This is a genomic window from Pseudomonas sp. MIS38 (genome assembly GCF_019891575.1).
Lineage (GTDB): Bacteria > Pseudomonadota > Gammaproteobacteria > Pseudomonadales > Pseudomonadaceae > Aquipseudomonas > Aquipseudomonas putida_A.
In genome coordinates, this window is sequence record NZ_JAFLXF010000001.1 from 75,642 (window position 1) to 99,389 (window position 23,748).

General features: G+C 60.7%; 19 protein-coding genes. 8 read left to right on the plus strand and 11 right to left on the minus strand.

Annotated features, from left to right (window positions below; translation table 11 throughout):
• Positions 1-12 precede the first annotated feature (12 nt).
• From J1G18_RS00340 to bioB, 9 genes are all read right to left on the minus strand, one after another.
• Complete coding sequence (locus tag J1G18_RS00340) at positions 13-1,791, minus strand: acyl-CoA dehydrogenase C-terminal domain-containing protein (protein ID WP_096796670.1); 1,779 nt, start codon at positions 1,789-1,791, stop codon at positions 13-15.
• A 189-nt stretch (positions 1,792-1,980) separates the two neighbouring features.
• Positions 1,981-3,270, minus strand: a complete 1,290-nt coding sequence (locus tag J1G18_RS00345; protein WP_202370965.1) for a GGDEF domain-containing protein — start codon at positions 3,268-3,270, stop codon at positions 1,981-1,983.
• A 193-nt stretch (positions 3,271-3,463) separates the two neighbouring features.
• Positions 3,464-5,269, minus strand: coding sequence for a phenylacyl-CoA dehydrogenase (locus tag J1G18_RS00350; RefSeq protein WP_095137437.1), 1,806 nt, complete (start codon positions 5,267-5,269; stop codon positions 3,464-3,466).
• Between the two features lie 276 nt (positions 5,270-5,545).
• The gene (locus J1G18_RS00355; RefSeq protein ID WP_223006918.1) at positions 5,546-5,842 is read right to left on the minus strand and encodes a pyrroloquinoline quinone biosynthesis protein PqqE; all 297 of its coding nucleotides are present in this window, start codon (positions 5,840-5,842) and stop codon (positions 5,546-5,548) included.
• A 109-nt stretch (positions 5,843-5,951) separates the two neighbouring features.
• The gene (bioD, locus tag J1G18_RS00360) at positions 5,952-6,632 is read right to left on the minus strand and encodes a dethiobiotin synthase (protein WP_098965936.1); all 681 of its coding nucleotides are present in this window, start codon (positions 6,630-6,632) and stop codon (positions 5,952-5,954) included.
• Complete coding sequence (bioC, locus tag J1G18_RS00365) at positions 6,629-7,441, minus strand: malonyl-ACP O-methyltransferase BioC (protein WP_134787486.1); 813 nt, start codon at positions 7,439-7,441, stop codon at positions 6,629-6,631. The genes bioD and bioC overlap by 4 nt, the downstream gene beginning before the upstream one ends.
• The gene (locus J1G18_RS00370) at positions 7,434-8,165 is read right to left on the minus strand and encodes an alpha/beta fold hydrolase (RefSeq protein WP_134787487.1); all 732 of its coding nucleotides are present in this window, start codon (positions 8,163-8,165) and stop codon (positions 7,434-7,436) included. The genes bioC and J1G18_RS00370 overlap by 8 nt, the downstream gene beginning before the upstream one ends.
• Complete coding sequence (bioF, locus tag J1G18_RS00375; RefSeq protein ID WP_098968458.1) at positions 8,158-9,336, minus strand: 8-amino-7-oxononanoate synthase; 1,179 nt, start codon at positions 9,334-9,336, stop codon at positions 8,158-8,160. Before bioF ends, J1G18_RS00370 begins: the two co-directional genes overlap by 8 nt.
• A 159-nt stretch (positions 9,337-9,495) precedes the next feature.
• Positions 9,496-10,551 carry a biotin synthase BioB gene (bioB, locus tag J1G18_RS00380; protein WP_047596458.1) on the minus strand — a complete coding sequence of 352 codons (1,056 nt, stop codon included), beginning with the start codon at positions 10,549-10,551 and terminating at the stop codon, positions 9,496-9,498.
• A gap of 91 nt (positions 10,552-10,642) precedes the next feature.
• Here bioB and J1G18_RS00385 point away from each other — a divergent pair, with 91 nt between their 5' ends.
• The 5 genes from J1G18_RS00385 to rarD all read left to right on the plus strand — a co-directional run bounded on the left by J1G18_RS00385 (position 10,643) and on the right by rarD (position 16,567).
• Complete coding sequence (locus J1G18_RS00385) at positions 10,643-11,377, plus strand: ComF family protein (protein WP_223006919.1); 735 nt, start codon at positions 10,643-10,645, stop codon at positions 11,375-11,377.
• A 187-nt stretch (positions 11,378-11,564) separates the two neighbouring features.
• A complete protein-coding gene (locus tag J1G18_RS00390) occupies positions 11,565-12,329 on the plus strand; it encodes a TOBE domain-containing protein (protein ID WP_223006920.1) in 765 nt (254 codons plus the stop codon).
• A gap of 71 nt (positions 12,330-12,400) precedes the next feature.
• Positions 12,401-14,305 (plus strand): PhoX family protein, encoded by a 1,905-nt coding sequence (locus J1G18_RS00395; protein ID WP_223006921.1) that lies wholly within the window; start codon positions 12,401-12,403, stop codon positions 14,303-14,305.
• Between the two features lie 206 nt (positions 14,306-14,511).
• On the plus strand, positions 14,512-15,486 hold the full coding sequence (locus tag J1G18_RS00400; protein WP_027610685.1) for a serine/threonine protein kinase: 975 nt from the start codon (positions 14,512-14,514) through the stop codon (positions 15,484-15,486).
• A 193-nt stretch (positions 15,487-15,679) separates the two neighbouring features.
• Positions 15,680-16,567: an EamA family transporter RarD gene (gene rarD, locus J1G18_RS00405; protein WP_095137447.1), complete on the plus strand. Its 888-nt coding sequence runs from the start codon at positions 15,680-15,682 to the stop codon at positions 16,565-16,567.
• A gap of 223 nt (positions 16,568-16,790) precedes the next feature.
• Here rarD and J1G18_RS00410 read toward each other — a convergent pair whose 3' ends face one another.
• Positions 16,791-17,309, minus strand: a complete 519-nt coding sequence (locus J1G18_RS00410; protein ID WP_210556518.1) for a glycine cleavage system protein R — start codon at positions 17,307-17,309, stop codon at positions 16,791-16,793.
• A gap of 648 nt (positions 17,310-17,957) precedes the next feature.
• Here J1G18_RS00410 and J1G18_RS00415 point away from each other — a divergent pair.
• Entirely contained in the window at positions 17,958-20,135 is a 2,178-nt protein-coding gene (locus J1G18_RS00415; RefSeq protein WP_223006922.1) for a malate synthase G, read from the plus strand.
• Positions 20,136-20,339: 204 nt separating this feature from the next.
• Here J1G18_RS00415 and J1G18_RS00420 read toward each other — a convergent pair whose 3' ends face one another.
• Positions 20,340-20,786: a response regulator gene (locus J1G18_RS00420; protein ID WP_096797572.1), complete on the minus strand. Its 447-nt coding sequence runs from the start codon at positions 20,784-20,786 to the stop codon at positions 20,340-20,342.
• Positions 20,787-21,045: 259 nt separating this feature from the next.
• Between J1G18_RS00420 and J1G18_RS00425 the strand changes: the two genes are divergently transcribed.
• Both J1G18_RS00425 and J1G18_RS00430 read left to right on the plus strand, forming a co-directional pair.
• Positions 21,046-22,980 carry a putative nucleotidyltransferase substrate binding domain-containing protein gene (locus tag J1G18_RS00425; protein ID WP_316851766.1) on the plus strand — a complete coding sequence of 645 codons (1,935 nt, stop codon included), beginning with the start codon at positions 21,046-21,048 and terminating at the stop codon, positions 22,978-22,980.
• Positions 22,977-23,684, plus strand: coding sequence for a PolC-type DNA polymerase III (locus J1G18_RS00430; protein WP_223006924.1), 708 nt, complete (start codon positions 22,977-22,979; stop codon positions 23,682-23,684). Before J1G18_RS00425 ends, J1G18_RS00430 begins: the two co-directional genes overlap by 4 nt.
• Positions 23,685-23,748 lie beyond the last annotated feature (64 nt).

Genomic DNA, 23,748 nt, shown 5'->3' on the forward strand with positions numbered 1-23,748 from the left:
GACGTTACATCATCAGAACTGCTCAGCATTCAGCAGGAACAGCGACTCGCTACCCGCCTTCACCGACGCGCTCAGCGAGTGGATACGCGGCAGCAGACGGGCGAAATAGAAGCGTGCGGTACCCAGCTTGCTGGCGTAGAAATCCTCCTGGGCTTCTTTGCCTAGCGCGGCTTTCGCCATCAGTGCCCACATGTAGGCATAAGCGGTGTAGCCAAACGCTTGCAGATATTCGACCGAGGCCGCGCCGATTTCGTTCGGATTGGTTTTCGCCCGATCCAGCAGCCACGCCGTCAGCTCGTCGAGGGTACTGACGGCATCGTTCAGCGGCTTGGTGAATTCGCCGAGGTCAGCGCTGGCGGTCGCGGTGAAGTGGCGGATCTCGTCAGCGAACAGCTTGTAGAACGCGCCGCCGCTGCCGACGATCTTGCGCCCGACCAGGTCCAGTGCCTGAATGCCGTTGGTACCTTCGTAGATCTGGGTGATGCGCACGTCACGCACCAGTTGCTCCTGGCCCCACTCGCGGATGTAGCCGTGGCCGCCGAAAATCTGCTGGCCGTGCACGGTGGTTTCCAGGCCCAGGTCGGTGAGGAATGCCTTGGCCACCGGAGTCAACAGTGCGACCAGATCTTCTGCGCGCTTGCGGGTGGTCGCATCTTCGCTGAACTTGGCGGTGTCGAGTTGCATCGCCACGTAAGTGGAGAAGGCGCGACCGCCCTCGTTCGAGGCTTTCATGGTCAGCAGCATGCGACGCACGTCCGGGTGGACGATGATCGGGTCGGCGACCTTGTCCTTGTTCTGCGCGCCGGTCGGCGAACGGCTCTGCAGACGATCGCGCGCATATTCGACGGCGTTCTGATAGGAACGCTCACCGCTGGCCAGACCTTGAATACCGACGCCCAGACGCTCGTAGTTCATCATGGTGAACATCGCCGCCAGGCCCTTGTTCGGCTCGCCGACCAGATAGCCCACAGCTTCGTCGAAGTTCATCACGCAGGTCGCGGATGCCTGGATGCCCATCTTGTGTTCGATCGAACCGCAGTTCGCCGGGTTGCGCGCGCCCAAACTGCCATCGGCATTGACCATGAACTTCGGCACCAGGAACAGCGAAATGCCTTTCGGGCCAGCAGGTGCGTCCGGCAGTTTCGCCAGCACCAGGTGGATGATGTTCTCGGTCAGGTCGTGCTCACCGCCGGTGATGAAGATCTTGGTGCCGCTGACCTTGTAGGAACCGTCGGCCTGCGGTTCGGCCTTGGTGCGGATGATGCCCAGGTCGGTGCCGGCGTGCGGCTCGGTCAGGCACATGGAACCGGCCCAGATCCCGGCGTACATGTTCGGCAGGTAAGCGGCCTTCAGCTCTTCGCTGGCGTGGGCGTTGATCGACAGGCAGGCGCCGGCGGTCAGCATCGGATACAGACCGAACGACAGGCTGGCGGAGTTGACCATCTCTTCTACTTGAGCCGAAACGGCCTTGGGCATGCCCATGCCGCCGTAGGCCGGATCGCCACCGACACCGACCCAGCCGCCTTCAGCGTAAGTCTGATAGGCCTGTGGGAAACCGGCCGGGGTGCTGACGGCACCGTCCTTCCAGTGGCAGCCTTCTTCGTCGGCCGCACGGCTCAGGGGGGCGATGCTTTTGCTGGTGACCTTGCCGGCTTCTTCGAGAATGGCTTCTACGGTTTCTGCATCGACAGTCTCGGCCAAGGCCGGCAGTTCGGCCCAGAGTTTGGCGACTTCGAATACTTCATTGAGGACGAAGCGCATATCGCGCAGCGGCGCTTTGTAGTCAGCCATGGCAAACCTCGCAAGATCTAAACAGGTGATTCGTGGAAGAGTGTTTTCGTTGAGGCCGAGTGTACCTCAACAACTTTTGCGACACATAGGGTCAACCGGTGACTGATTTGTTATTTTTGGTCACCAGCATTCAGAGATAAAACAAAGCCCGCAATCAGCGGGCTTTTGAGTGATGACGTGTGGCTTGAGTCAGCCAGCGGCGCTGTCCATTCGCACCGCGCCGCGACGGTTCTGTCCGAACGCCATGACGCAGTTACGCCCGGCGCCCTTGGCGCTGTACAACGCCTGGTCGGCAGACTTGAGGACTTCTTCCGGCGTCCGTTGCTCGACGCGCTCGGCGACGCCGATACTGACCGTGACCGAAACACTGGAAGCACCGCTGCCGCTACGACGCTGACGACCTTGCTGATCGTCCTGCGGACGGCTCTCCTGGTTGCGCAACTGGATGTTGTAGGAGGCAATCGACTCGCGGATGACTTCCAGGTGCGGCATGCACTCCTCGAGGGTTTTGCCCGCAAACACCAAGGCGAATTCTTCACCCCCATAGCGATACGCCCTACCGCCACCGCTGATTTTCGACAGCTTGCTGGCGACCAGCCGTAGCACTTGGTCACCGACGTCGTGACCGTGGGTGTCGTTGAATTTCTTGAAGTGATCGACGTCGCTCATCGCCAGCACATAGTTGCGCCCCAGGCGCTGCATCCGTTCATTGAGCGCACGACGCCCCGGCAGACCGGTGAGTTCATCGCGGAAGGCCATTTGATAGGCCTCATGCGCCACGGCAGCGGCAATCATCAGCATCACCTGACTGCACATGATGTTCAGGGTGAACGGCAGGATGAAAGTTTTCGGCAGCATCCAGAACACCCCGAGCAGGCCGACCAATTGCGCCGCGTGCAGTGGACGCGGATTGCGCCAGTATTGCCAGGCCAGCAACAGGAACGCCGAGAGGAATACCGGATAGGACATCTGGATCAGGCTCATCCAGGCGCCGTGGAGCGCCGGCCAGCGGATTTCCGAGAGCCACATCAGCAGCGCCTGCGGATAACTCTGTTCAAGGCCTAGAGCAACGCTACCAAAGGCCAGCAACACGGCGAACCGCGCCACCATGTCCTGAAATAGATGGGTACGTTCCTGCCACGCGGCGAACAGCCCGAACAGCAACGGCAGCAGTAGGCAGACCAGGTGGAACACCACGGCTGCGTCATCGCGCACTTTGCCATTGTCGCGGTAATAGTCGGTCTGGGTGTCGAGCAAAAAGTAGGCGATGTACACCGTGAGCATCAGAAACAGCTCGCGCTGACGTCGGTAAACCGCACAGTAAGCCCCGCCCAACAGCAGAACCAGGGTCGGCAACACGTTGAACAGCGAAGTGAAGAACACGTTGAGGTCTTTGACGTACGCAGCCGCCAACCCCGCGAGCAACAACAGCAGTGAAGGTAGGAAATGGCTGAAACGTACAGCAGAAGAACGCGGCAAGGGTAAAGCTCCGACCCGTCATATCAAAGAGATGTCATTGTGCCTGCAATGTGGCCAGTTAAGCACACACAATGTGATCCAGATCACACGCAGTCTCTTTAACGGCAGAAAACCCGGGTTGCTGAGCGATTCAGCAACAAAAAAACCGCTGCCCCCCGAGGGAGCAACGGTTTTCGTCAGACCGCGTTGAGGCTCAGTAGCCCAGTGCGAAGTCTTCTTCTTTCATGTCCATCAGGTTGTTGGCGCCCGACAGCATGGTGGCCACGTGGGTACGGGTCCGTGGCAGGATGCGCTGGAAGTAGAAGCGCGCGGTTTGCAGCTTGGCGGTGTAGAACGCAGCGTCGCCGGTGCCTTCTGCCAGCTTCTCGGCTGCCAGACGTGCCATGTCGGCCCAGAAGTAGGCCAGGCAGGCGTAACCGGAGTACATCAGGTAGTCCACGGAGGCCGCGCCAACTTCTTCGCGATCTTTCATGGCAGCCATACCGACCTTCATGGTCAGCTCGCCCCATTCCTTATTCAGTGCAGCCAGCGGCGCAACGAATTCTTTGACGGCTTCGTTGCCTTCGTTGTTCTGGCAGAACTTGTGGACGATCTTGGTGAAGCCTTTCAGGGCCTCGCCTTGAGTCATCAGCACTTTACGGCCCAGCAGGTCGAGTGCCTGGATACCGGTGGTGCCTTCGTACAGCATCGAAATGCGGCTGTCGCGAACGTTCTGCTCCATGCCCCACTCGGCGATGAAGCCGTGGCCACCGTAGATCTGCACGCCGTGGTTGGCGGCTTCGAAACCGACTTCGGTCATGAACGCCTTGGCGATCGGCGTCATGAACGCCAGCAGTGCGTCGGCTTTCTTCTTCTCTTCTTCGTCGACGCCGTATTTGACGATGTCGACCTGTTTAGCGGTGAAGTACACCATCGCGCGGTTGCCTTCGGCGAAGGCCTTCATGGTCAGCAGCATGCGACGTACGTCAGGGTGCACGATGATCGGGTCAGCGGCCTTGTCCGGCGCTTTCGGGCCAGTCAGGGAGCGCATTTGCAGACGATCGCGAGCGTATTTCAGGCCACCCTGGAAGCCGATTTCGGCGTGGGCCAGACCTTGCAGCGCGGTACCCAGACGTGCGGTGTTCATGAAGGTGAACATGCAGTTCAGGCCTTTGTTCGCCGGGCCGATCAGGAAACCGGTGGCACCGTCGAAGTTCATCACGCAAGTGGCGTTGCCGTGGATGCCCATCTTGTGTTCCAGCGAACCGCAGCTCACTGCGTTGCGCGCACCGATAGTGCCATCGGCGTTCGGCAGGAACTTGGGAACGATGAACAGGGAAATGCCTTTGGTGCCAGCCGGAGCGTCCGGCAGGCGGGCCAGTACGATGTGGACGATGTTGTCGGCCATGTCGTGTTCACCGGCCGAGATGAAGATCTTGGTCCCGGAAACCTTGTAGGAGCCATCAGCCTGAGGCTCGGCCTTGGTGCGCAGCATGCCCAGGTCGGTGCCGCAGTGCGGTTCGGTCAGGCACATGGTGCCGGTCCATTCGCCGGAAACCAGTTTGGTCAAATAGGCTTCTTGCTGCTCAGGGGTACCGTGCTCGGAGATGGTGTTCATCGCGCCGTGCGACAAGCCTGGGTACATGCCCCACGACCAGTTGGCTTCACCGACCATTTCGCTCACAGCCAGACCCAGCGACTCTGGAAGGCCTTGACCGCCGTGCTCGACGTCGTGCGCCAGACTTGGCCAGCCGCCTTCGACGAATTGCTTGTAGGCTTCTTTGAAGCCAGTCGGGGTTTTCACGCCGGACTCGCTCCAGGTGCAGCCTTCGAGGTCGCCCACGCGGTTCAGCGGTGCCAGTACCTGCTCACAAAACTTGGCGCCTTCTTCAAGAATGGCGTCAACCATGTCCGGCGTTGCTTCGGAGCAAGCTGGAAGGCTTTGATAGTGCGCTTCGTAACCGAGCAGTTCGTCACGAACGAAGCGAATATCACGCAAGGGGGCCTTGTAGTCAGGCATAGCGATAAACCTCTGCTGATGTAACCGGGAATGAACGACCGCGTTGATTTGTTGTGACGGTCAAACAGTTGTTTGAAACATACGTTTACGCCGAAATCTTGTCAAGCGTCGATCTTTTGCCGTTCGTCATGACTTTTTTCAAATGCCGGACACGGCAAACCGCCATGGACTGCAAAGCGCCACGGGCAATGAAAAAAGATTAGTTGAGGGAGAAGGACTTACAACGAAAAACGCCGCGACGAGGCGCGGCGTTCAGCAGGCAGGAGGCGCGAAAATTCAGGCAAACGTATCGATGATCGTACCGAGCATTTCATCGGAAGCCTTGGCGACCTTGGTGCCCAGCTCTACCTGAAACTTGCCCTGGGCCATTTCGGCCATGGCGCTGCCCGGATCCATTTGCTGACTGCGGTCGATACCGCGCAGACGATCGACCTGCGCCTCGGAAGACTGGCTGGTGACCGAACGCTCGATGGTGTTGTTGGCGATCTGGCTGGCGGCCTGATCGACACGGTTCTGACCGGTCTGAATCGTGCTCAAACCCGCATAAAAAGCTGTGTTACCGGAGACTTCCATGGGAGTTCTCATCCTTGGGAAGGATCAATGGCTGTCATTGAAGCAGAGGCGCCAGAAAAACACCCGTCAAAAATACTGATAGCACAGTGCCTTGTCATAGCCAAAAACATTAATCCAGCAGATCGAGTTGCAGATGATCAGCCACCGCCTCGGCGCTAAGCGACTTCAGTTTCGGTACCCGCCCCAGACAAGGCGCGGGAATCCGCTCGGCCAGCGTCGCCAGATTCTCCTCCAGCCGCGAGGTTTTCGGATCAATGATATTCGCCACCCAACCCGCCAGTTGCAGGCCATCGCGAGCAATTGCCTCGGCCGTCAGCAACGCATGGCTGATGCAGCCCAGGCGCACACCCACCACCAGAATCACCGGCAGCTTCAACGCGATGGCCAGATCCGACAGATTGTCCTGATCGGCCAACGGCACCCGCCAGCCACCCGCCCCTTCGATCAACGTGAAATCGGCATTCAGCGCCAGGATTTCGCGCATCGGCGCCAGCAGCGATTGCACGGTCAGCGCGACACCGGCCTCACGCGCGGCCAGATGCGGCGCGATGGCCGGCTCGAATGCCACCGGATTGACCTGTTGATAAGTCAACGGCACCGAACATTCCGCCAGCAGCGCCAGCGCATCGGCATTCCGCAAACCCTTGGGCGTTACCTCGCAACCCGAAGCCACCGGTTTCCCCGCCGCCGTACTCAGCCCTGCCGAGCGCGCAGCATGCAGCAACCCGGCAGCCACGGTGGTCTTGCCGACATCGGTGTCAGTCCCGGTGATGAAATAGGCTGCGCTCATAAGGGTTTCTCCAACACGGCGTAGACCACCTGGTAAGTCGCCGGCAATCCCTGCGCCTCACGGAACTGCTCGTAAGCCTCGATCAAGCCGAGAATCCGCGCGCGCCCGGTCAAGCCACCCGGCCGGCCAGGGTTCAGATTATGCGCGCCGAGTGCCTTGAGTTCGTGAGTCAGGCTGCGCACATCCGGGTAGTGCAACACATGCGCCTGATTCTGCAGACTCACCGTACGCAAGCCACTGGCGGCACACAACTGCTCATACCGGGCGAATTCGCGGAAGCGGTTGACGTGCACCAGACCATCGACCTGCCGCCAACTGTCGCGCAACTCGTACAACGTCCCTACACAAAGACTAGCAAACGCAAAAATCCCACCGGGTTTCAGTACGCGAAAAGCCTCACTGAGCACCGATTCGAAGTCCGCGCACCACTGCACCGCGAGGCTGGAAAAAATCAGCTCACACATCGAATCCTGCAACGGCAGACACTCAGCATCACCCGCGATGAAATGCTGCGCACCGCCCAATGGCCGTGCGTGGTTGAGCATGCCCTCGGCGATATCCAGTGCCAGACCCTGACCGTCGACAAATCGCTCGGCCAGTGCACGAGTGAAGTAACCGGTGCCGCAGCCCAGATCCAGCCAGGTTGACGGCAGTAAACTTGCCGGCAAACGCTGCAGCAACTGTGAACCGACGTCGCGCTGCAACTCGGCAACGCTGTCGTAGCTGGCCGCCGCACGGGAGAAAGAGGCCGCGACCTGGCGCTTGTCAGGCAAGCCGCCGGGCAGCGCAACAAGAGACAAATCAGTCATCACCGCACTCGTGTAGAAAAGCCTGGATCGCACCCGCCACGCCATGGGGGTCTTCCAGAAGAAACGCATGACTGGCCTGTTCGATCAGACCAATTTCGATATCCGGCAACAGCGCAAACAACGCCCCCGCCGCTTCTGCCGGCACCAGGCCGTCCTGACCGGCGAACAAGTGCAACTGTGGGCCGCGAAACGCCTGCAACGCTTCCCGGGTATCCAGCTGTGCGAGCAATTCCAGCCCGGCCATCAAGATCTCGGCCGCCGCATTCGGCGCACCGCCGAGCATCAGCCGCGACATGCCGCGCGGGTCTTGCGCGCCCTGGGCACACAACAACGAGAACCGTTTGAGGGTCATCCGCGGGTCGGTCTGGCAACTGGCGAGAAATGCATCGAACGTCTCGCCCGGCATCGCACTCGGCCAATGCTCATGGGCGACAAATGAAGGATTGCTCGCCAGCGTCAGCAGACCGCAGCAACGCTCGCCGCGCCGTGCTGCCAATTCAGAGGCAAGCATGCCGCCCAGCGACCAACCGCCCAGCCACACGTCTTGAGGAATACGTTCATCGAGTTCGTCGAGCCAGTCCTGCAAGTCGCTGGAGTCCAGCTCCGGCAACGGCTCGATCTCGACATGCAGATGCTCGTCGAGCCCTTGCAATGCCGCGGCCAAGGGCTCCAGCGGCGAAACGCCGAGGCCCCAGCCGGGCAGCAGAATCAGGCGATCACGCATGGCTTGGCTCCGGCGGCAGTTGGGCAAAGCAATCGGCCAGTCCTTCTAACAATAGCTGCACCTGCGCCTCGCTGTGAGCGGCGGTCAGGGTCACGCGCAGGCGTGCACTTCCTGCCGGGACGGTAGGCGGACGGATTGCCGTGACCATCAAGCCGCGTTCGCGCAGCATCTGCGACAGGCGCACGGCTCGACCGGCGTCGCCGATCAGGATCGGCTGGATCGGGGTGAAGCTGTCCATCAGTTGCAGACCGATCTGCTCGGCCCCTCGACGAAATTGGCGGATCAGCAGGTTAAGGTGCTCACGCCGCCAATGCTCGGTGCGCAGTAATTCCAGACTTTTCAGCGTCGCACAGGCCAGCGCCGGTGGCTGGCTGGTGGTGTAGATGTAGGGCCGGGCGAACTGGATCAGGCTTTCGATCAGCTCTTCACTGCCGGCGACGAAAGCACCCGCCGTACCGAACGCCTTGCCGAGGGTGCCAACCAACACCGGCACATCGTCCTGACTCAAACCGAAATGCTCGACGATCCCGCCGCCATTGGCACCGAGCGGGCCGAAGCCATGGGCATCATCAACCATCAGCCACGCGCCCTTGGCCTTGGCCTCGCGGGCCAGCGCCGGCAGATCGGCGAGATCGCCGTCCATGCTGAACACGCCGTCGGTGACCACCAGCGTGTTGCCGGTGGCTTTCTCCAGGCGCTTGGCCAGGCTGTCGGCGTCGTTGTGCAGATAACGATTGAAACGCGCGCCGGACAACAGACCGGCATCCAGCAACGAGGCGTGATTGAGGCGATCTTCCAGCACCGTATCGCCCTGCCCGACCAGCGCCGTGACCGCGCCGAGATTGGCCATGTAGCCGGTGGTGAACAGCAACGCACGCGGCCGGCCGGTGAGATCGGCGAGGGCTTCTTCCAGTGCGTGATGCGGGCCGCTGTGGCCGATCACCAGATGCGACGCTCCGCCACCGACGCCCCAGCGCTCGGCACCGGCGCGCCAGGCTTCGATCACCTGCGGGTGATTTGCCAGACCGAGGTAGTCATTGTTACAGAACGCCAGCAACGGCTGGCCGTCGACCACCACTTCAGGCCCTTGCGGGGACTCGAGCAACGGACGCTGGCGGTAGAGATTTTCGGCACGGCGGGCAGCAAGGCGTGCGGCGAGATCGAAAGACATGCAGGCCTCGACTTTCAAGTGACACAGATTCCCTGTGGGAGCGGGCTTGCTCGCGAAGGCGGTCTGACATTCAACGTTAATGTCGACTGCACTGACGCTTTCGCGAGCAAGCCCGCTCCCACAGGGGTTTTGCATTCCTTCAGAGAAATCCGCGCAGGTTTAGACCGCCGCGTTATAGAACTGCTCGCTGCTCTTCTGCTCCACCAGCGCCTGCTCGATCGCGGCCTGATGCACTTCATCGGAATGCTCTTCGCGTGCTTCCGGCTGAATGCCAAGGCGCGCGAACAGTTGCATGTCCTTGTCGGCCTGCGGGTTGGCAGTGGTCAGCAGTTTGTCGCCGTAGAAAATCGAGTTGGCACCGGCGAAGAACGCCAACGCTTGCATCTGCTCGTTCATCGCTTCACGGCCGGCGGACAGGCGTACGTGGGATTGCGGCATGAGGATGCGCGCGACAGCGAGCATGCGGATGAAGTCGAACGGGTCGATGTCTTCGGCGTTTTCCAGCGGCGTGCCGGCGACTTTCACCAGCATGTTGATCGGCACCGACTCCGGATGCTCCGGCAGGTTGGCCAACTGGATCAGCAGGTTGGCGCGGTCGTCCAGCGACTCGCCCATGCCGAGAATGCCGCCGGAGCAGATCTTCATCCCCGACTCACGCACGTAGGCCAGCGTCTGCAAGCGTTCGCTGTAGGTGCGGGTGGTGATGATGCTGCCGTAGAACTCCGGCGAGGTGTCGAGGTTGTGGTTGTAGTAATCGAGGCCAGCCTTGGCCAGCGCTTCGGTCTGTTCCTGATCGAGACGACCGAGGGTCATGCAGGTTTCCAGGCCCATGGCTTTCACGCCTTCGACCATCTTCAGCACATACGGCATGTCTTTGGCCGACGGGTGCTTCCACGCGGCCCCCATGCAGAAACGGGTCGAGCCGATGGCCTTGGCGCGGGCAGCCTCTTCGAGGACTTTCTGCACTTCCATCAGCTTTTCTTTTTCCAGGCCGGTGTTGTAGTGACCGGACTGCGGGCAGTACTTGCAGTCTTCCGGGCAGGCGCCGGTCTTGATCGACAGCAGCGTGGAAACCTGCACCCGGTTGGCGTTGAAATGGGCACGGTGCACCGTCTGCGCCTGGAACAGCAAGTCGTTGAATGGCTGTACGAAGAGCGCTTTGACTTCGGCTAAAGACCAGTCGTGACGCAGGGTGGCAGAGGTGCTGGCGCTCATGGGCAGTTCCTTGGTTATGCTTGGCTGGCGGCTGTGGGAACGGAATACCCACAGGCGCGACACGGATGTTCGGCATATTTAAGGAAGAGTCATGCGCTGTCAACCACGAGACGAAGCACAGGTTTACATCTGTTTAAAAAACGTACAAAGCTGTTTGTTGTGCGATGAACCCGCAGAAGCAGAAGTGCCAATCTGCGTCGCCTGCGAAACCGATCTGCCCTGGCTCGGCGACCATTGCCAGACCTGCGCCTTGCCGCTGCCCAGCGCTGGCCTGACCTGCGGCGGATGCCTGCTAGAGCCGCCGGTGTTCGAACAGGTGGTGGTGCCGTGGCGCTATGACTTCCCGGTGGACAGTTTGATTACGCGTTTTAAACACAACGCGAAATGGCCGTTTGGCCACTTGCTCGCCGATGTTGCCGGACAATACCTGCAACATCGCTTCGATGAAGGTTTGCCGCGGCCCGATGTGTTGTTGCCGGTGCCGTTGGCGGGGAGACGTCTGCGTCAACGCGGGTTCAATCAAGCGGCAATGCTGGGGCGATGGTTAAGCCAACAGCTGGATCTGCCTTTTGAGGAACATGCTCTACGGCGGGTCCACGACACCAGCGCCCAACAGGATCTCGACGCTAAGGCGCGCAAGCGCAATTTGCGTCACGCCTTCGCCCTGGCCCCTGACGCCGAGGTGAAAGGTCGGCACTTCGCGTTGATTGATGATGTGCTGACCACCGGCGCCACGGCCCAGGCACTGGCGCGACTGCTGCGGGATGCAGGGGCGTCGAGAGTTGACGTGTATTGCCTGGCGCGCACGCCAAAACCCGGAAGCTGAAACCGACACAATCCCTTGTAGGAGTGAGCCTGCTCGCGATAGCGCAATCACTGCCAACATTGATGCTGACTGTTCCACCGCCATCGCGAGCAGGCTCACTCCTACAAGGGCACTGTGTTTGGCTTGACTGATGCGTCGCAAGCCGCCAACTTCACTCTCCACCGCCACTGTGAAAAAGCCCCCACCAATGTCCCTGCCCACCCTGTTGTCCCAGCACATCGTCCGCCGTCCGCAGCGCATCGCCCTGCTGCAACACATTGCCGAACAGGGCTCGATCACCCGCGCCGCGAAAAGCGCCGGGCTCAGTTACAAAGCGGCGTGGGATGCGATCGATGAGCTGAATAACCTGGCGCAGAAACCGCTGGTGGAGCGCGCGGTCGGCGGCAAGGGCGGCGGCGGTGCCAGATTGTCCAGCGAAGGCGAACGGGTGTTGCGTCTGTACCAAAAGCTGCAAGCTTTACAGGCGCAGGTGCTGGAGGCCGCTGAGGACGCCAGCGATCTGGATCTGCTTGGGCGATTGATGCTCAGAACCAGCGCGCGTAACCAGCTGCACGGCAAAGTCGTGGCCATCGAAGGTCAGGGTCGCAATGACCTGATTCGCCTCGAACTGGCCGAAGGCCTGTGGATCAACGCGCAGATCACCCACGACAGCACCGTGCACCTGGAACTGCAACCGGGCACCGAAGTGGTGGCCTTGATCAAGGCTGGCTGGCTTGAACTACTGCCCCCGGAGCAAGTTGCAACATCTGGACACAATCTTCTGCAGGGCACCATTGAAGCCATTCTCGATGCCGAAGACGGCCCCAGCGAAGTTCGCATCGCCCTGCCCAACGGCCAGACGCTCTGCGCTCTGGCGGAGCCGCTGCAGCTTCGCACCCGTGGGCTGAGTGTCGAGCAACCGGTGCAGGTGCAGTTCTCGCCGTCCAATGTGCTGATCGGCACGCCGCTGTAACGGACTTTCTGCAACAAAAGCTTCATAGCCCCCCATTAAGGTTGCTGCCAAAACCAAGCAGGGAGCCTGATGTGAGCCTATTAGAAGAAAACCAATCGACTGATCTGGAAAAAATGGTCGGCCTCAGCCGTCGCGGTTTCATCAGCGCCGGTGCACTGTGCGGCGCTGCTATGTTCCTCGGCGGTAACCTGCTGAGCCGCAGCGCGCTGGCCACCGGCATCAGCGCCGGCAACAGCCGCCTGCTCGGTTTCGAGAGCATTCCCGCCGCGACCACCGACGTCATCAGCCTGCCCAAGGGCTACAAGTCCTCGGTGCTGATCAGTTGGGGTCAGCCATTGCACAAGAACGGCCCGGCGTTCGACCCGAGCGGCAATGGCACCGCTGCCGCCCAGGAAGTGCAATTCGGCGATAACAACGACGGCATGAGCCTGTTCGAATTCCCCGACGACCGAAACCGTGCGTTGATGGCGATCAACAACGAATACACCAATTACCGCTACCTCTACCCGCACGGCGGCACGCCGCAGTCGGCCGAAGACGTGCGCAAGGCGCTGGCCTGTGAAGGCGTGTCGGTGATCGAAGTGCAGCGCAGGAACGGCCAATGGCAGTTCGTCCAGGGCTCGCGCTACAACCGCCGCATCCACGGCAACTCGCCGCTGCGCATCAGTGGCCCAGCGGCGGGTCACGAGTTGATGAAGACGGCCGCCGACAAGCACGGCAAAAAAGTCCTCGGCACCTTCCAGAACTGCGCCAACGGCAAGACGCCGTGGGGCACCTATCTGACCTGCGAAGAAAACTTTACCGACTGCTTTGGCAGCAGCAACGCCCAGCAGCAGTTCGACCCGGCGCAGAAACGCTACGGTGTCACGGCCGCCAGCCGCGAGATCAACTGGCACCCGTTCGACCCGCGCTTCGACATGGCCAAGAACCCCAACGAACTCAACCGTCACGGCTGGGTGGTCGAGATCGATCCGTTCGATCCGCAATCGACCCCGGTCAAGCGCACCGCACTCGGTCGCTTCAAGCATGAAAACGCCGCGCTGGCCGAGACCGATGACGGTCGCGCCGTGGTGTACATGGGCGACGACGAGCGTGGCGAGTTCATCTACAAGTTTGTCAGTCGCGACCGCATCAACCATCGCAATGCGAAAGCCAACCGCGACATCCTCGACCACGGCACGCTGTATGTGGCCAAGTTCGACGCCGGTGACGGCAACCCTGATCACCCGAAAGGCCAAGGCCAGTGGATCGAACTGACCCACGGCAAGAACGGCATCGACGCCAGCAGCGGTTTCGCCGATCAGGCCGAAGTGCTGATCCACGCCCGCCTCGCCGCCAGTGTGGTCGGCGCCACGCGCATGGACCGCCCGGAGTGGATCGTGGTCAGCCCGAAGGACGGCCAGGTTTATTGCACCCTGACCAACAACGCCAAGCGCGGCGAAGACGGGCAGCCGGTGGGCGGGCCGAACCCGCGCGCGAAGAACGTCTACGGGCAGATCCTGCGCTGGCGCACCGACCGCGACGATCATGCGGCGAAAACCTTCGCCTGGGACCTGTTTGTGGTCGCAGGCAACCCGGGCGTGCACGCCGGTACGCCGAAGGGCGGTTCGTCGAACATCACCCCGCAGAACATGTTCAACAGCCCGGACGGTTTGGGCTTCGACAAGGCCGGGCGCTTGTGGATTCTGACTGACGGCGACTCGAGCAACGCCGGGGACTTTGCCGGGATGGGCAACAACCAGATGCTCTGCGCCGATCCGAAGACCGGCGAAATTCGCCGGTTCATGGTCGGGCCGATTGGCTGTGAAGTGACCGGGATCAGCTTCTCGCCGGACCAGAAAACCCTGTTTGTCGGGATTCAGCATCCAGGCGAGAACGGCGGTTCGACCTTCCCCGAGCATCTGCCGAATGGCAAGCCGCGTTCATCGGTGATGGCGATTACCCGTGAGGATGGCGGGATCGTCGGCGCCTCATAAATCGCTTTCGCGAGCAAGCCCGCTCCCACATTGAATCGGCTGAGTGCATGAGATGGTCGGCACACCGGAGATCCACTGTGGGAGGGGGCTTGCTCCCGAAGAGGCCCTTCCAGGCAGCCCACTATTCAAGGCAAAACCCTCAACCTCCACAGTCTGCGCTACCATGCTGGGCCGGACGCGGCAGCCTGCTGCGCGCAGGAGTCAGCATGGCCCACCCGTTTGAAACCCTCACACCCGATCTCGTGCTCGATGCCGTCGAAAGCATCGGGTTTCTCAGTGACGCACGCATTCTGGCGCTCAACAGCTACGAAAACCGCGTCTATCAGGTCGGTATTGAAGACTCCGAACCGCTGATCGCCAAGTTCTACCGTCCGCAACGCTGGACCAACGAAGCCATCCTCGAAGAACACCAGTTCACCTTCGAACTGGCCGACGTCGAAATCCCGGTGGTGGCGCCGCTGATCCACAACGGCCAGACCCTGCACGAACACGCCGGTTTCCGTTTCACCCTGTTTCCGCGTCGCGGCGGCCGTGCGCCGGAGCCGGGCAATCTCGATCAGTTGTATCGTCTCGGCCAGTTGCTCGGGCGTATTCATGCGGTCGGCGCGACCAAGCCGTTCGAACACCGTGAAGCACTGGGCGTACAGAACTTCGGCCATGCCTCGCTGGCGACGTTGCTTGAAGGCAACTTCATCCCCAAGAGCCTGCTGCCGGCCTACGAGTCGGTGGCCCGCGACCTGCTCAAGCGGGTCGAAGACGTCTACGCCGCCACGCCGCACCAGAACATCCGCATGCACGGCGACTGCCACCCCGGCAACATGATGTGCCGCGATGAAATGTTCCACATTGTCGACCTCGACGACTGCCGCATGGGCCCGGCCGTGCAGGACATCTGGATGATGCTCGCCGGCGACCGTCAGGAATGCCTCGGGCAACTGTCGGAACTGATGGACGGCTACAACGAATTCCACGACTTCGATCCCCGTGAACTGGCGCTGATCGAACCGCTGCGCGCCCTGCGCCTGATGCACTACAGCGCCTGGCTGGCGCGGCGTTGGGATGACCCGGCATTCCCGCACAGCTTTCCTTGGTTTGGTACGGAACGGTATTGGGGCGATCAGGTGCTGGCGCTGCGCGAACAACTGTCCGCGCTGAATGAAGAGCCACTGAAACTCTTCTGATTCACCACAAACCTTTGTGGGAGGGAGCTTGCTCCCGAAGGCGGTGTGTCAGGCAATTATTCTGCTGCTGATACACCGCATTCGCGAGCAAGCCCGCTCCCACATTTGGCCAGTATTCACAAATTCAAAACTCATTTGCCAACAAATCTCCTTACAATCCCTGCTTTGTCAGCTGCCTAAGCAAGGATTCTGCATGCAAGCCGCCAACCCGCGTCGCGGGTACATTCTGGGCCTGAGTGCCTACATCATCTGGGGCCTGTTCCCGATCTACTTCAAGGCCATCGCCGAAGTCCCCGCTGTCGAGATCATCATTCACCGCGTGTTGTGGTCGGCACTGTTCGGTGCGCTGTTGCTGATGGTGTGGAAGCATCCGGGCTGGTTGCGCGAGTTGCTCGACAACCCCAAGCGTCTGGCGATCCTCGCCCTGAGCGGCACCCTGATCGCGGCCAACTGGCTGACCTACGTATGGTCGGTGAACAACGGGCGCATGCTCGAAGCGAGCCTCGGTTACTACATCAACCCGCTGGTCAACGTGCTGTTGGGGATGCTGATTCTCGGCGAACGCCTGCGGCGCATGCAGTGGATCGCGGTGGGGTTGGCGGCCGTTGGCGTGGCGCAGCAGGTGTGGCAAGTCGGCAGTCTGCCGTGGGTGTCGCTGGTGCTGGCGCTGACCTTCGGTTTTTACGGGCTGATCCGCAAACAGGCGCCGGTCAAGGCCTTGCCGGGGCTGGTGGTGGAAACCTGGATGCTGGTGCCGATCGCCGTGGCCTGGCTGCTGTTCAACCAGACCGCGACCAGCGCTCAACCCGAGTTCTGGACCACCTCGCAAGCCTGGTGGCTGGTGGCGGCGGGTCCTGTGACGCTCATCCCGCTGGTGTGTTTCAACGCGGCCACCCGTCATCTGCCCTATACCACCATCGGTTTCCTCCAGTACACCGCGCCAACCCTGGTGCTGCTGCAGGCGGTGCTGCTGTTTGGTGAGCATTTGTCGTCGAGCACGCTGATCGCGTTCATCTTCATCTGGGCCGGTCTGGCCGTCTACAGCGTCGATGCGGTGATCAGTTTGCGTCGGCGCAGCTGATCAAAAAACGCACAAAGCTTCGCAGGCCACGGTTCTCGTGGCCTGCAACGTTCCTTCCCAAGGTTATCCACAGCGTGATCCCCGCCGTTTGTGCGCAAGTCACTGAATGCTGGCGGTTTTTTGATCAGCATGCTGCAAGCCACCGCTGGCGTGGCGTTGCGCCCGGTCTCTACAGGTTATCCACAGGCAGGTGCACGTTAAAACTGGATAACCCTGGCGGCGCTTAAACCTCTGTGCGTAACACCAGTTCGACCATCAGATCATCGGCCAGGGTTTCCAGGCGCGATTGCAGCACGTCCAGCGACAGGGTCAGCGGCACCGCGAGAATTGCTTCGGCGTGGAATAACGGCTCGCTGCTCATCGGTGCCGGGCGCACTTCGGTCACCAGCCGTTCGAGGTTCACCCCCTGCTCGCTGAGCAACCGGGTGATGTCGCGCACGATGCCCGGGCGGTCATTGCCCACCAACTCCATGCCGATCGGTTTCCAGGTGCAGGACTGCTCGATACCACTCTCCGCGATCAGCACGCGAATGCCTTGGGCCGACAGTGCTTGTAGGGAATCGACTAATTCGTCGTAAGCCTCCGCCGGTACGCCCACTCGCAGAATCCCGGCGAACTGCCCGGCCATCCGTGACATGCGGCTTTCCAGCCAGTTGCCGCCGTGCTCGGCGATGCATTGGGCGATGCGCTCGACCTGCCCGGGCTTGTCCGGAGCAAACACAGTGAGTACGAGATGGTCCATGGCGCGCCCTCTTGTCATGACTTTTGTTATAGAAAGGCAAGTATAGGCAAGGGGTTTGATTCAGCCCGGGCAGCAATTTGTGCGAGTGACCTGTGTCTTGGTTTTGGATGCAACCTGTGGCGAGGGGATTTATCCCCGATCGGTTGCGCAGCAGCCGTAAACCCTGTCAGCTCGGTCTACCTGTCAGCGCGCAGGGGGCGGCTTCGCCACCCATCGGGGATAAATCCCCTCGCCACAGAGTGTGCACCGCAGGGGGATGCCATAGCAGGCAGAAAGGATTTATGTGTACAACTTTTTATATTTAGCTGGAACAATCCGATGGTTTTTTGAGAACATCCCGTTCCGCGACGTGACCGCAATGCGTCATGAGGTCGCAGAACGACGTTATTAGTCTGATTTTCACAAGCGCAACGCATCATGTAGTATGCCTCGGCGCGCACTACATAACGCTGGATCGATGTCTGCCCAAGGCATGTTCGCAACCCTGAAAGCCCCGTCAGCAAGGCCCCCAAGCCGTTGATTGGTCCCAGCCCAGCCGCCAGCAATGGCATGTACTGGTCGGAAGGTTTGTGGTTTAAATGGCCAGAGGCTTCATTGTCAAAATTGAAGAGCTGAAAAGCGAAATAGCTGAGCAGAGTGAGGCAAGCAATGACTGAACACGTTCAAGTCGGTGGCCTGCAGGTCGCCAAAGTCCTGTTCGACTTCGTGAACAACGAAGCCATTCCCGGTACCGGCCTCACCGCCGATAAATTCTGGGAAGGTGCCGACAAGGTCATTCATGACCTGGCGCCGAAGAACAAAGCCCTACTCGCCAAACGCGATGACTTCCAGGCTCGTCTTGATGCCTGGCATCAGGAGCGTGCTGGTCAGGCGCACGACGCCGTGGCCTACAAAGCCTTCCTGCAAGAAATCGGTTATCTGCTGCCAGAAGCGGCTGATTTCCAGGCAACGACGCAAAACGTCGATGATGAAATCGCCCGCACCGCCGGCCCGCAACTCGTAGTGCCGGTGATGAACGCCCGCTTCGCCCTCAACGCCTCGAACGCCCGCTGGGGTTCGCTGTACGACGCCCTCTACGGCACCGACGCGATCAGCGAAGACGGTGGCGCGGAAAAAGGCAAAGGCTACAACAAGGTGCGTGGCGACAAAGTCATCGCCTTCGCCCGTGCGTTCCTCGACGAAGCGGCGCCCCTGGCCGCTGGCTCCCACGTCGATTCGACGGCTTACAAGATCGTTGACGGCAAACTGCTGGTCACCCTCAAGGGCGGCAGCAACACTGGCCTGCGCAACGATGCACAGCTGATCGGCTTCCAGGGCGATGCCAATGCCCCGATCGCGATCCTGCTGAAGAACCACGGCCTGCATTTCGAAATCCAGATCGACGCCAGCACCCCGGTCGGCCAGACCGATGCCGCCGGCGTCAAAGACATCCTGATGGAAGCGGCACTGACCACCATCATGGACTGCGAAGACTCCGTGGCTGCCGTCGATGCCGACGACAAAGTGGTGATCTACCGCAACTGGCTCGGCCTGATGAAGGGCGACCTGTCCGAAGAAGTCGCCAAGGGCGGCCAGACCTTCACCCGCACCATGAACCCGGATCGCACCTACACCAAGGTCGATGGCAGTGAACTGACCCTGCACGGTCGCTCGCTGCTGTTCGTGCGTAACGTCGGTCACCTGATGACCATCGACGCGATCCTGGACAAGGACGGCAACGAAGTGCCGGAAGGCATTCTCGACGGTCTGGTGACGTGCCTCGCGGCGATGCACAACCTCAACGGCAACACCTCGCGCAAGAACACCCGCACCGGCTCGGTCTACATCGTCAAACCGAAGATGCACGGCCCGGAAGAAGCGGCGTTCACCAACGAGTTGTTCGGTCGCATCGAAGATGTGCTGGGCCTCAAGCGCAACACCCTGAAAGTCGGGATCATGGACGAGGAGCGCCGCACCACGGTCAACCTCAAAGCCTGCATCAAGGCTGCCAGCGAGCGCGTGGTGTTCATCAACACCGGTTTCCTCGACCGTACCGGCGACGAAATCCACACCTCCATGGAAGCCGGCCCGATGGTGCGCAAGGCCGACATGAAGGCCGAAAAGTGGATCGGCGCCTACGAGAACTGGAACGTCGATATCGGTCTGAGCACCGGCCTGCAAGGTCGTGCACAAATCGGTAAAGGCATGTGGGCGATGCCCGATCTGATGGCGGCGATGCTCGAACAGAAAATCGCTCACCCGCTGGCCGGTGCCAACACCGCCTGGGTGCCATCGCCGACCGCGGCTGCGCTGCACGCGCTGCACTACCACAAGGTTGACGTGTTCGCCCGCCAGGCCGAACTGGCCAAGCGTGCCCGTGCTTCGGTAGACGACATCCTGACCATCCCGCTGGCAGTCAACCCGAGCTGGACCCCGGAGCAGATCAAGAACGAACTGGACAATAACGCTCAGGGCATTCTCGGTTACGTAGTGCGCTGGATCGACCAGGGCGTGGGTTGTTCGAAAGTGCCGGACATCAATGACGTCGGCCTGATGGAAGACCGTGCGACGCTGCGCATCTCCAGCCAGCACATCGCCAACTGGCTGCGGCACGGTATCGTCACCGAAGCGCAAGTGATGGAAAGCCTCAAGCGCATGGCGCCAGTGGTCGATCGGCAAAACGCCAACGACCCGCTGTACCGTCCGCTGGCACCGAACTTCGACAGCAACATCGCCTTCCAGGCAGCAGTCGAACTGGTGATCGAAGGCACCAAACAGCCGAACGGCTACACCGAGCCGGTTCTGCACCGTCGTCGTCGCGAGTTCAAGAAGGCCAACGGCCTGTAACCTGCGCTGACTGCCGGACATGAAAAAGCCCTGATCTTGCGATCAGGGCTTTTTTGTTGGCCGCTAAAATCTAACAACCACTGGAGATCCATTGTGGGAGCGGGCTTGCTCGCGAAGACGGACTCACATTCAACATTAATTTCGACAGAAAGGACGCATTCGCGAGCAAGCCCGCTCCCACAGGGGGGCAGTGTTGCCTGAGAGTCAGGGCTCAATGCCCAATTCGTGTTTGACCAGGCCCAGCAGCTTCACCGTATCAATCGGCTTGAGCAGAAAGTCCACCACGCTCAGGTGCATCGCGGCGATGGCGTCCTTCACATCGGCATCGCCGGAAACAATGATGATCGGCAACGCCGCCCGCTCCGACTCACGCACCTGCCGAATCAAATCCAGTCCACCGACATTGCCCATACGCAAATCAGTGATCACCAGCCCGATCGAAGGTTTTTCGTCGAGCATCTTCAGTGCGGTTTCGCCGCTGGCCGCGGTCATGCAACGAATGCCATCTAACGCGAGTATCTCCGACAACAGCTCCCGGGCGTCCTTGTCGTCATCGACGATCAGTACACGCTGCGGCGGCAAGTCGGGTTCGAGCATTACTGCGCTGAGCGCTTCACGCTCGGCGTCGCTCAAAATATCGTGGTCGGACATGGCATTCTCTACGTTTTCAATTCAGTCACCTGGCACAGTCGTCAGACATCGCTAAGCAGAGCTTCAATGTGCACTTCGTCGGATTTTTTTCCAAGTGGCTGGCGGGGGAATTTCCGACTGTTTTTGTAGGGCACTTCCCAAATGTGCCGAACGGCATGGCAAACCTAGACTTACGTCCAATGGGCACCCCGCGCGCAGGGGCCGACCATGGCCGCAACGATCCGACAACAACAATTCAAAAAAGACTGCGGTAATGGTTATGAGTAAAGCGGACGCCTTCACCCAGGCAGGGAAAACCGCGGTGTTGCAGAACATTCAGGGCACCCTGCAATTCCTCCAGCGCTTCCCGCCCTTCAATCAGATGGAACACGCCCACCTGGCTTTTCTGGTGGAACAATGTCAGCTGCGCTTCTATGGCCAAGGCGAAAGCATCATCAAGCCCGCCGACGGGCCGGTCGAATATTTCTACATCGTCAAACAGGGCCGGGTGGTCGGCGAACGCCAGCACATCACCCGGCCCGGCACCGAAACCACTTTCGAAATCACCACCGGCGAATGTTTCCCGCTGGCCGCACTGATTGGCGAACGGGCGACCCGCACCGAGCATCTGGCCAGCGAAGACACCTTCTGCTTGCAACTGAACAAACCGGCGTTCATCAAGCTGTTCGCCCTGTCCAACAGCTTCCGCGATTTCGCTTTGCGCGGGGTCAGCAGCCTGCTCGATCAGGTCAACCAGCAAGTCCAGCAGAAAGCCGTGGAAACCCTCGGCACCCAGTACTCGCTGAACACCCGCCTCGGCGAATTGGCGATGCGCCATCCGGTGACTTGCAGCCCCGACACGCCGTTGCGCGAAGCGGTGAAGCTGATGCACGAGCAACAGGTCGGCAGCATCGTCGCGGTGGATGAACACAAGGCGCCGCTGGGGATTTTCACCCTGCGTGATCTGCGCGAAGTGGTCGCCAATGGCAGCGGTGATTTCAGCGAAACCATCGAGCGCCACATGACCTGTTCGCCGTTCTTTCTGTCGCCGGATCACAGCGCTTTCGACGCGGCGATTGCCATGACCGAACGGCACATCGCCCACGTTTGTCTGGTCAAGGATCAGCGTCTGTGTGGCGTGGTCTCCGAGCGCGACCTGTTCTCGCTGCAACGGGTCGATCTGGTGCACCTGGCCCGGACCATCCGCAGTGCCCAGCGCCTCGAACAACTGGTGAGCCTGCGCGGCGAGATCGGCCAACTGGTCGAACGCATGCTCGCCCACGGTGCGTCTTCGACGCAGATCACCCACATCATCACCCTGCTCAATGACCACACTGTGTGCCGGGTGATCGAACTGACCCTCGCCGAAAAAGGCGACCCCGGCGTGCCGTTCAGCTGGCTGTGTTTCGGCAGCGAGGGCCGGCGCGAGCAAACGCTGCACACCGATCAGGACAACGGCATTCTGTTCGAAGCGCGGGACGCGGCGCATGCGGCGGAGATTCGCGGCAAGCTGCTGCCGATCGCCCAGCAGATCAACCAGAGCCTGGCGCAGTGCGGCTTCAGCCTGTGCAAGGGCAATATCATGGCCGGCAACCCCGAACTGTGTCTGTCGCGGGCGGAATGGGCACGGCGCTTTGCGGCGTTTATCCGCGAGGCGACGCCGGAGAACCTGCTTGGTTCGAGTATCTATTTCGACCTGCGGGTGGTCTGGGGCGACGAAAAAGGCTGCGCGCAACTGCGCCGGGGGATTCTCGATCAGGTCGGCGACAACCGTTTGTTCCAGCGCATGATGGCCGAGAACGCCCTGCGCAATCGTCCGCCGGTGGGGCGTTTCCGCGAGTTTGTGCTGGCGCGCAAGAACGGCGAGAAAGCTACCCTTGATCTCAAAGTTCAGGGCCTGACGCCCTTCGTCGACGGCGCACGCCTGTTGGCGCTGGCGCATGGCATCGAAACCAACAACACTCTGGAGCGCTTGCGTCAGCTGGTCGAAAAAGAAGTCATCGAACGGCTCGATGGCGCGGCATATGAAGAGGCCTACCACTTCATACAGCAGACGCGCATGCAGCAACACCAGATCCAGAGCCGTGAGAATCTGCCCTGGTCGAACCGGGTCGATCCCGACAGCCTCAATCATCTGGATCGGCGCATCCTGCGCGAATCCCTGCGCCAGGCCCAGCGCCTGCAAAGCAGCCTGGCCTTGCGGTATCAGCTATGAGCCTGTTTTCGTGGCTGCGGCCGGCCAGCCCTCTGCTGTCGGCAGACCTGCAACAACGTCTGGCAAAACTGCCGGCGATCAGCGAACTGAAAGAATGCAGCCTGCGCGAACAGCGCTGGGTGGTGCTCGATCTGGAAACTACCGGGCTGAACCTGAACAAGGATCGCGTGCTGTCGATCGGCGCGGTGGTGATCGAAGACGGCGCGATCGACTTCAGTCAGCAGTTTGAGCGCACCCTGCAATGTCGGGAGCTGAAACTCAGCCCGAGCGTGTTGATTCATGGCCTGGGGCCGAATGCGATTGCTGCCGGCAGCGACCCGGCCGAGGCGTTGCTGGAGTTGATGGCGTTCATCGGCGACAGCCCGGTGCTGGCGTTTCATGCGCCCTTCGATCAGCACATGCTCGGGCGCGCATTGAAAGAACACTTGGGTTACAAGCTGCAGAGTGTGTTTCTGGATGTCGCGGACATGGCGCCGTTGTTGTGCCCACAGGCGAATATTCGCGACGCCGGCCTGGATGAATGGATCGACTGGTTCAGGCTTGAGGTGTTCGAGCGGCACAACGCGAGTGCCGATGCACTGGCCACGGCAGAGCTGGCGTTGATTCTGTTCAGCCGGGCGCGGCAGCAGCAGATTCATAGCCCGTTGAACCTGCAGCAGCGTTTGAGTCAGTGGAAACGTCGTCAGCAGGCGCCGTCCTTCTAAAAGCCCCCTCACCCCAACCCTCTCCCAAAGGGAGAGGGAGCTGACCTTATTGTCTTGCGTTATA

What these genes read in the sequence shown, in the direction of transcription:
- J1G18_RS00340 (WP_096796670.1), bottom strand. Translation starts at nt 1,791, where the DNA reads ATGGCTGACTACAAAGCGCCGCTGCGCGATATGCGCTTCGTCCTCAAT.
- J1G18_RS00350 (WP_095137437.1), bottom strand. Translation starts at nt 5,269, where the DNA reads ATGCCTGACTACAAGGCCCCCTTGCGTGATATTCGCTTCGTTCGTGAC.
- J1G18_RS00355 (WP_223006918.1), bottom strand. Translation starts at nt 5,842, where the DNA reads ATGGAAGTCTCCGGTAACACAGCTTTTTATGCGGGTTTGAGCACGATT.
- bioD (WP_098965936.1), bottom strand. Translation starts at nt 6,632, where the DNA reads ATGAGCGCAGCCTATTTCATCACCGGGACTGACACCGATGTCGGCAAG.
- bioC (WP_134787486.1), bottom strand. Translation starts at nt 7,441, where the DNA reads ATGACTGATTTGTCTCTTGTTGCGCTGCCCGGCGGCTTGCCTGACAAG.
- J1G18_RS00370 (WP_134787487.1), bottom strand. Translation starts at nt 8,165, where the DNA reads ATGCGTGATCGCCTGATTCTGCTGCCCGGCTGGGGCCTCGGCGTTTCG.
- bioF (WP_098968458.1), bottom strand. Translation starts at nt 9,336, where the DNA reads ATGTCTTTCGATCTCGCCGCACGCCTTGCTGCCCGCCGTGCCGAAAAT.
- bioB (WP_047596458.1), bottom strand. Translation starts at nt 10,551, where the DNA reads ATGAGCGCCAGCACCTCTGCCACCCTGCGTCACGACTGGTCTTTAGCC.
- J1G18_RS00385 (WP_223006919.1), top strand. Translation starts at nt 10,643, where the DNA reads ATGCGCTGTCAACCACGAGACGAAGCACAGGTTTACATCTGTTTAAAA.
- J1G18_RS00390 (WP_223006920.1), top strand. Translation starts at nt 11,565, where the DNA reads ATGTCCCTGCCCACCCTGTTGTCCCAGCACATCGTCCGCCGTCCGCAG.
- J1G18_RS00400 (WP_027610685.1), top strand. Translation starts at nt 14,512, where the DNA reads ATGGCCCACCCGTTTGAAACCCTCACACCCGATCTCGTGCTCGATGCC.
- rarD (WP_095137447.1), top strand. Translation starts at nt 15,680, where the DNA reads ATGCAAGCCGCCAACCCGCGTCGCGGGTACATTCTGGGCCTGAGTGCC.
- J1G18_RS00410 (WP_210556518.1), bottom strand. Translation starts at nt 17,309, where the DNA reads ATGGACCATCTCGTACTCACTGTGTTTGCTCCGGACAAGCCCGGGCAG.
- J1G18_RS00415 (WP_223006922.1), top strand. Translation starts at nt 17,958, where the DNA reads ATGACTGAACACGTTCAAGTCGGTGGCCTGCAGGTCGCCAAAGTCCTG.
- J1G18_RS00420 (WP_096797572.1), bottom strand. Translation starts at nt 20,786, where the DNA reads ATGTCCGACCACGATATTTTGAGCGACGCCGAGCGTGAAGCGCTCAGC.
- J1G18_RS00425 (WP_316851766.1), top strand. Translation starts at nt 21,046, where the DNA reads ATGAGTAAAGCGGACGCCTTCACCCAGGCAGGGAAAACCGCGGTGTTG.
- J1G18_RS00430 (WP_223006924.1), top strand. Translation starts at nt 22,977, where the DNA reads ATGAGCCTGTTTTCGTGGCTGCGGCCGGCCAGCCCTCTGCTGTCGGCA.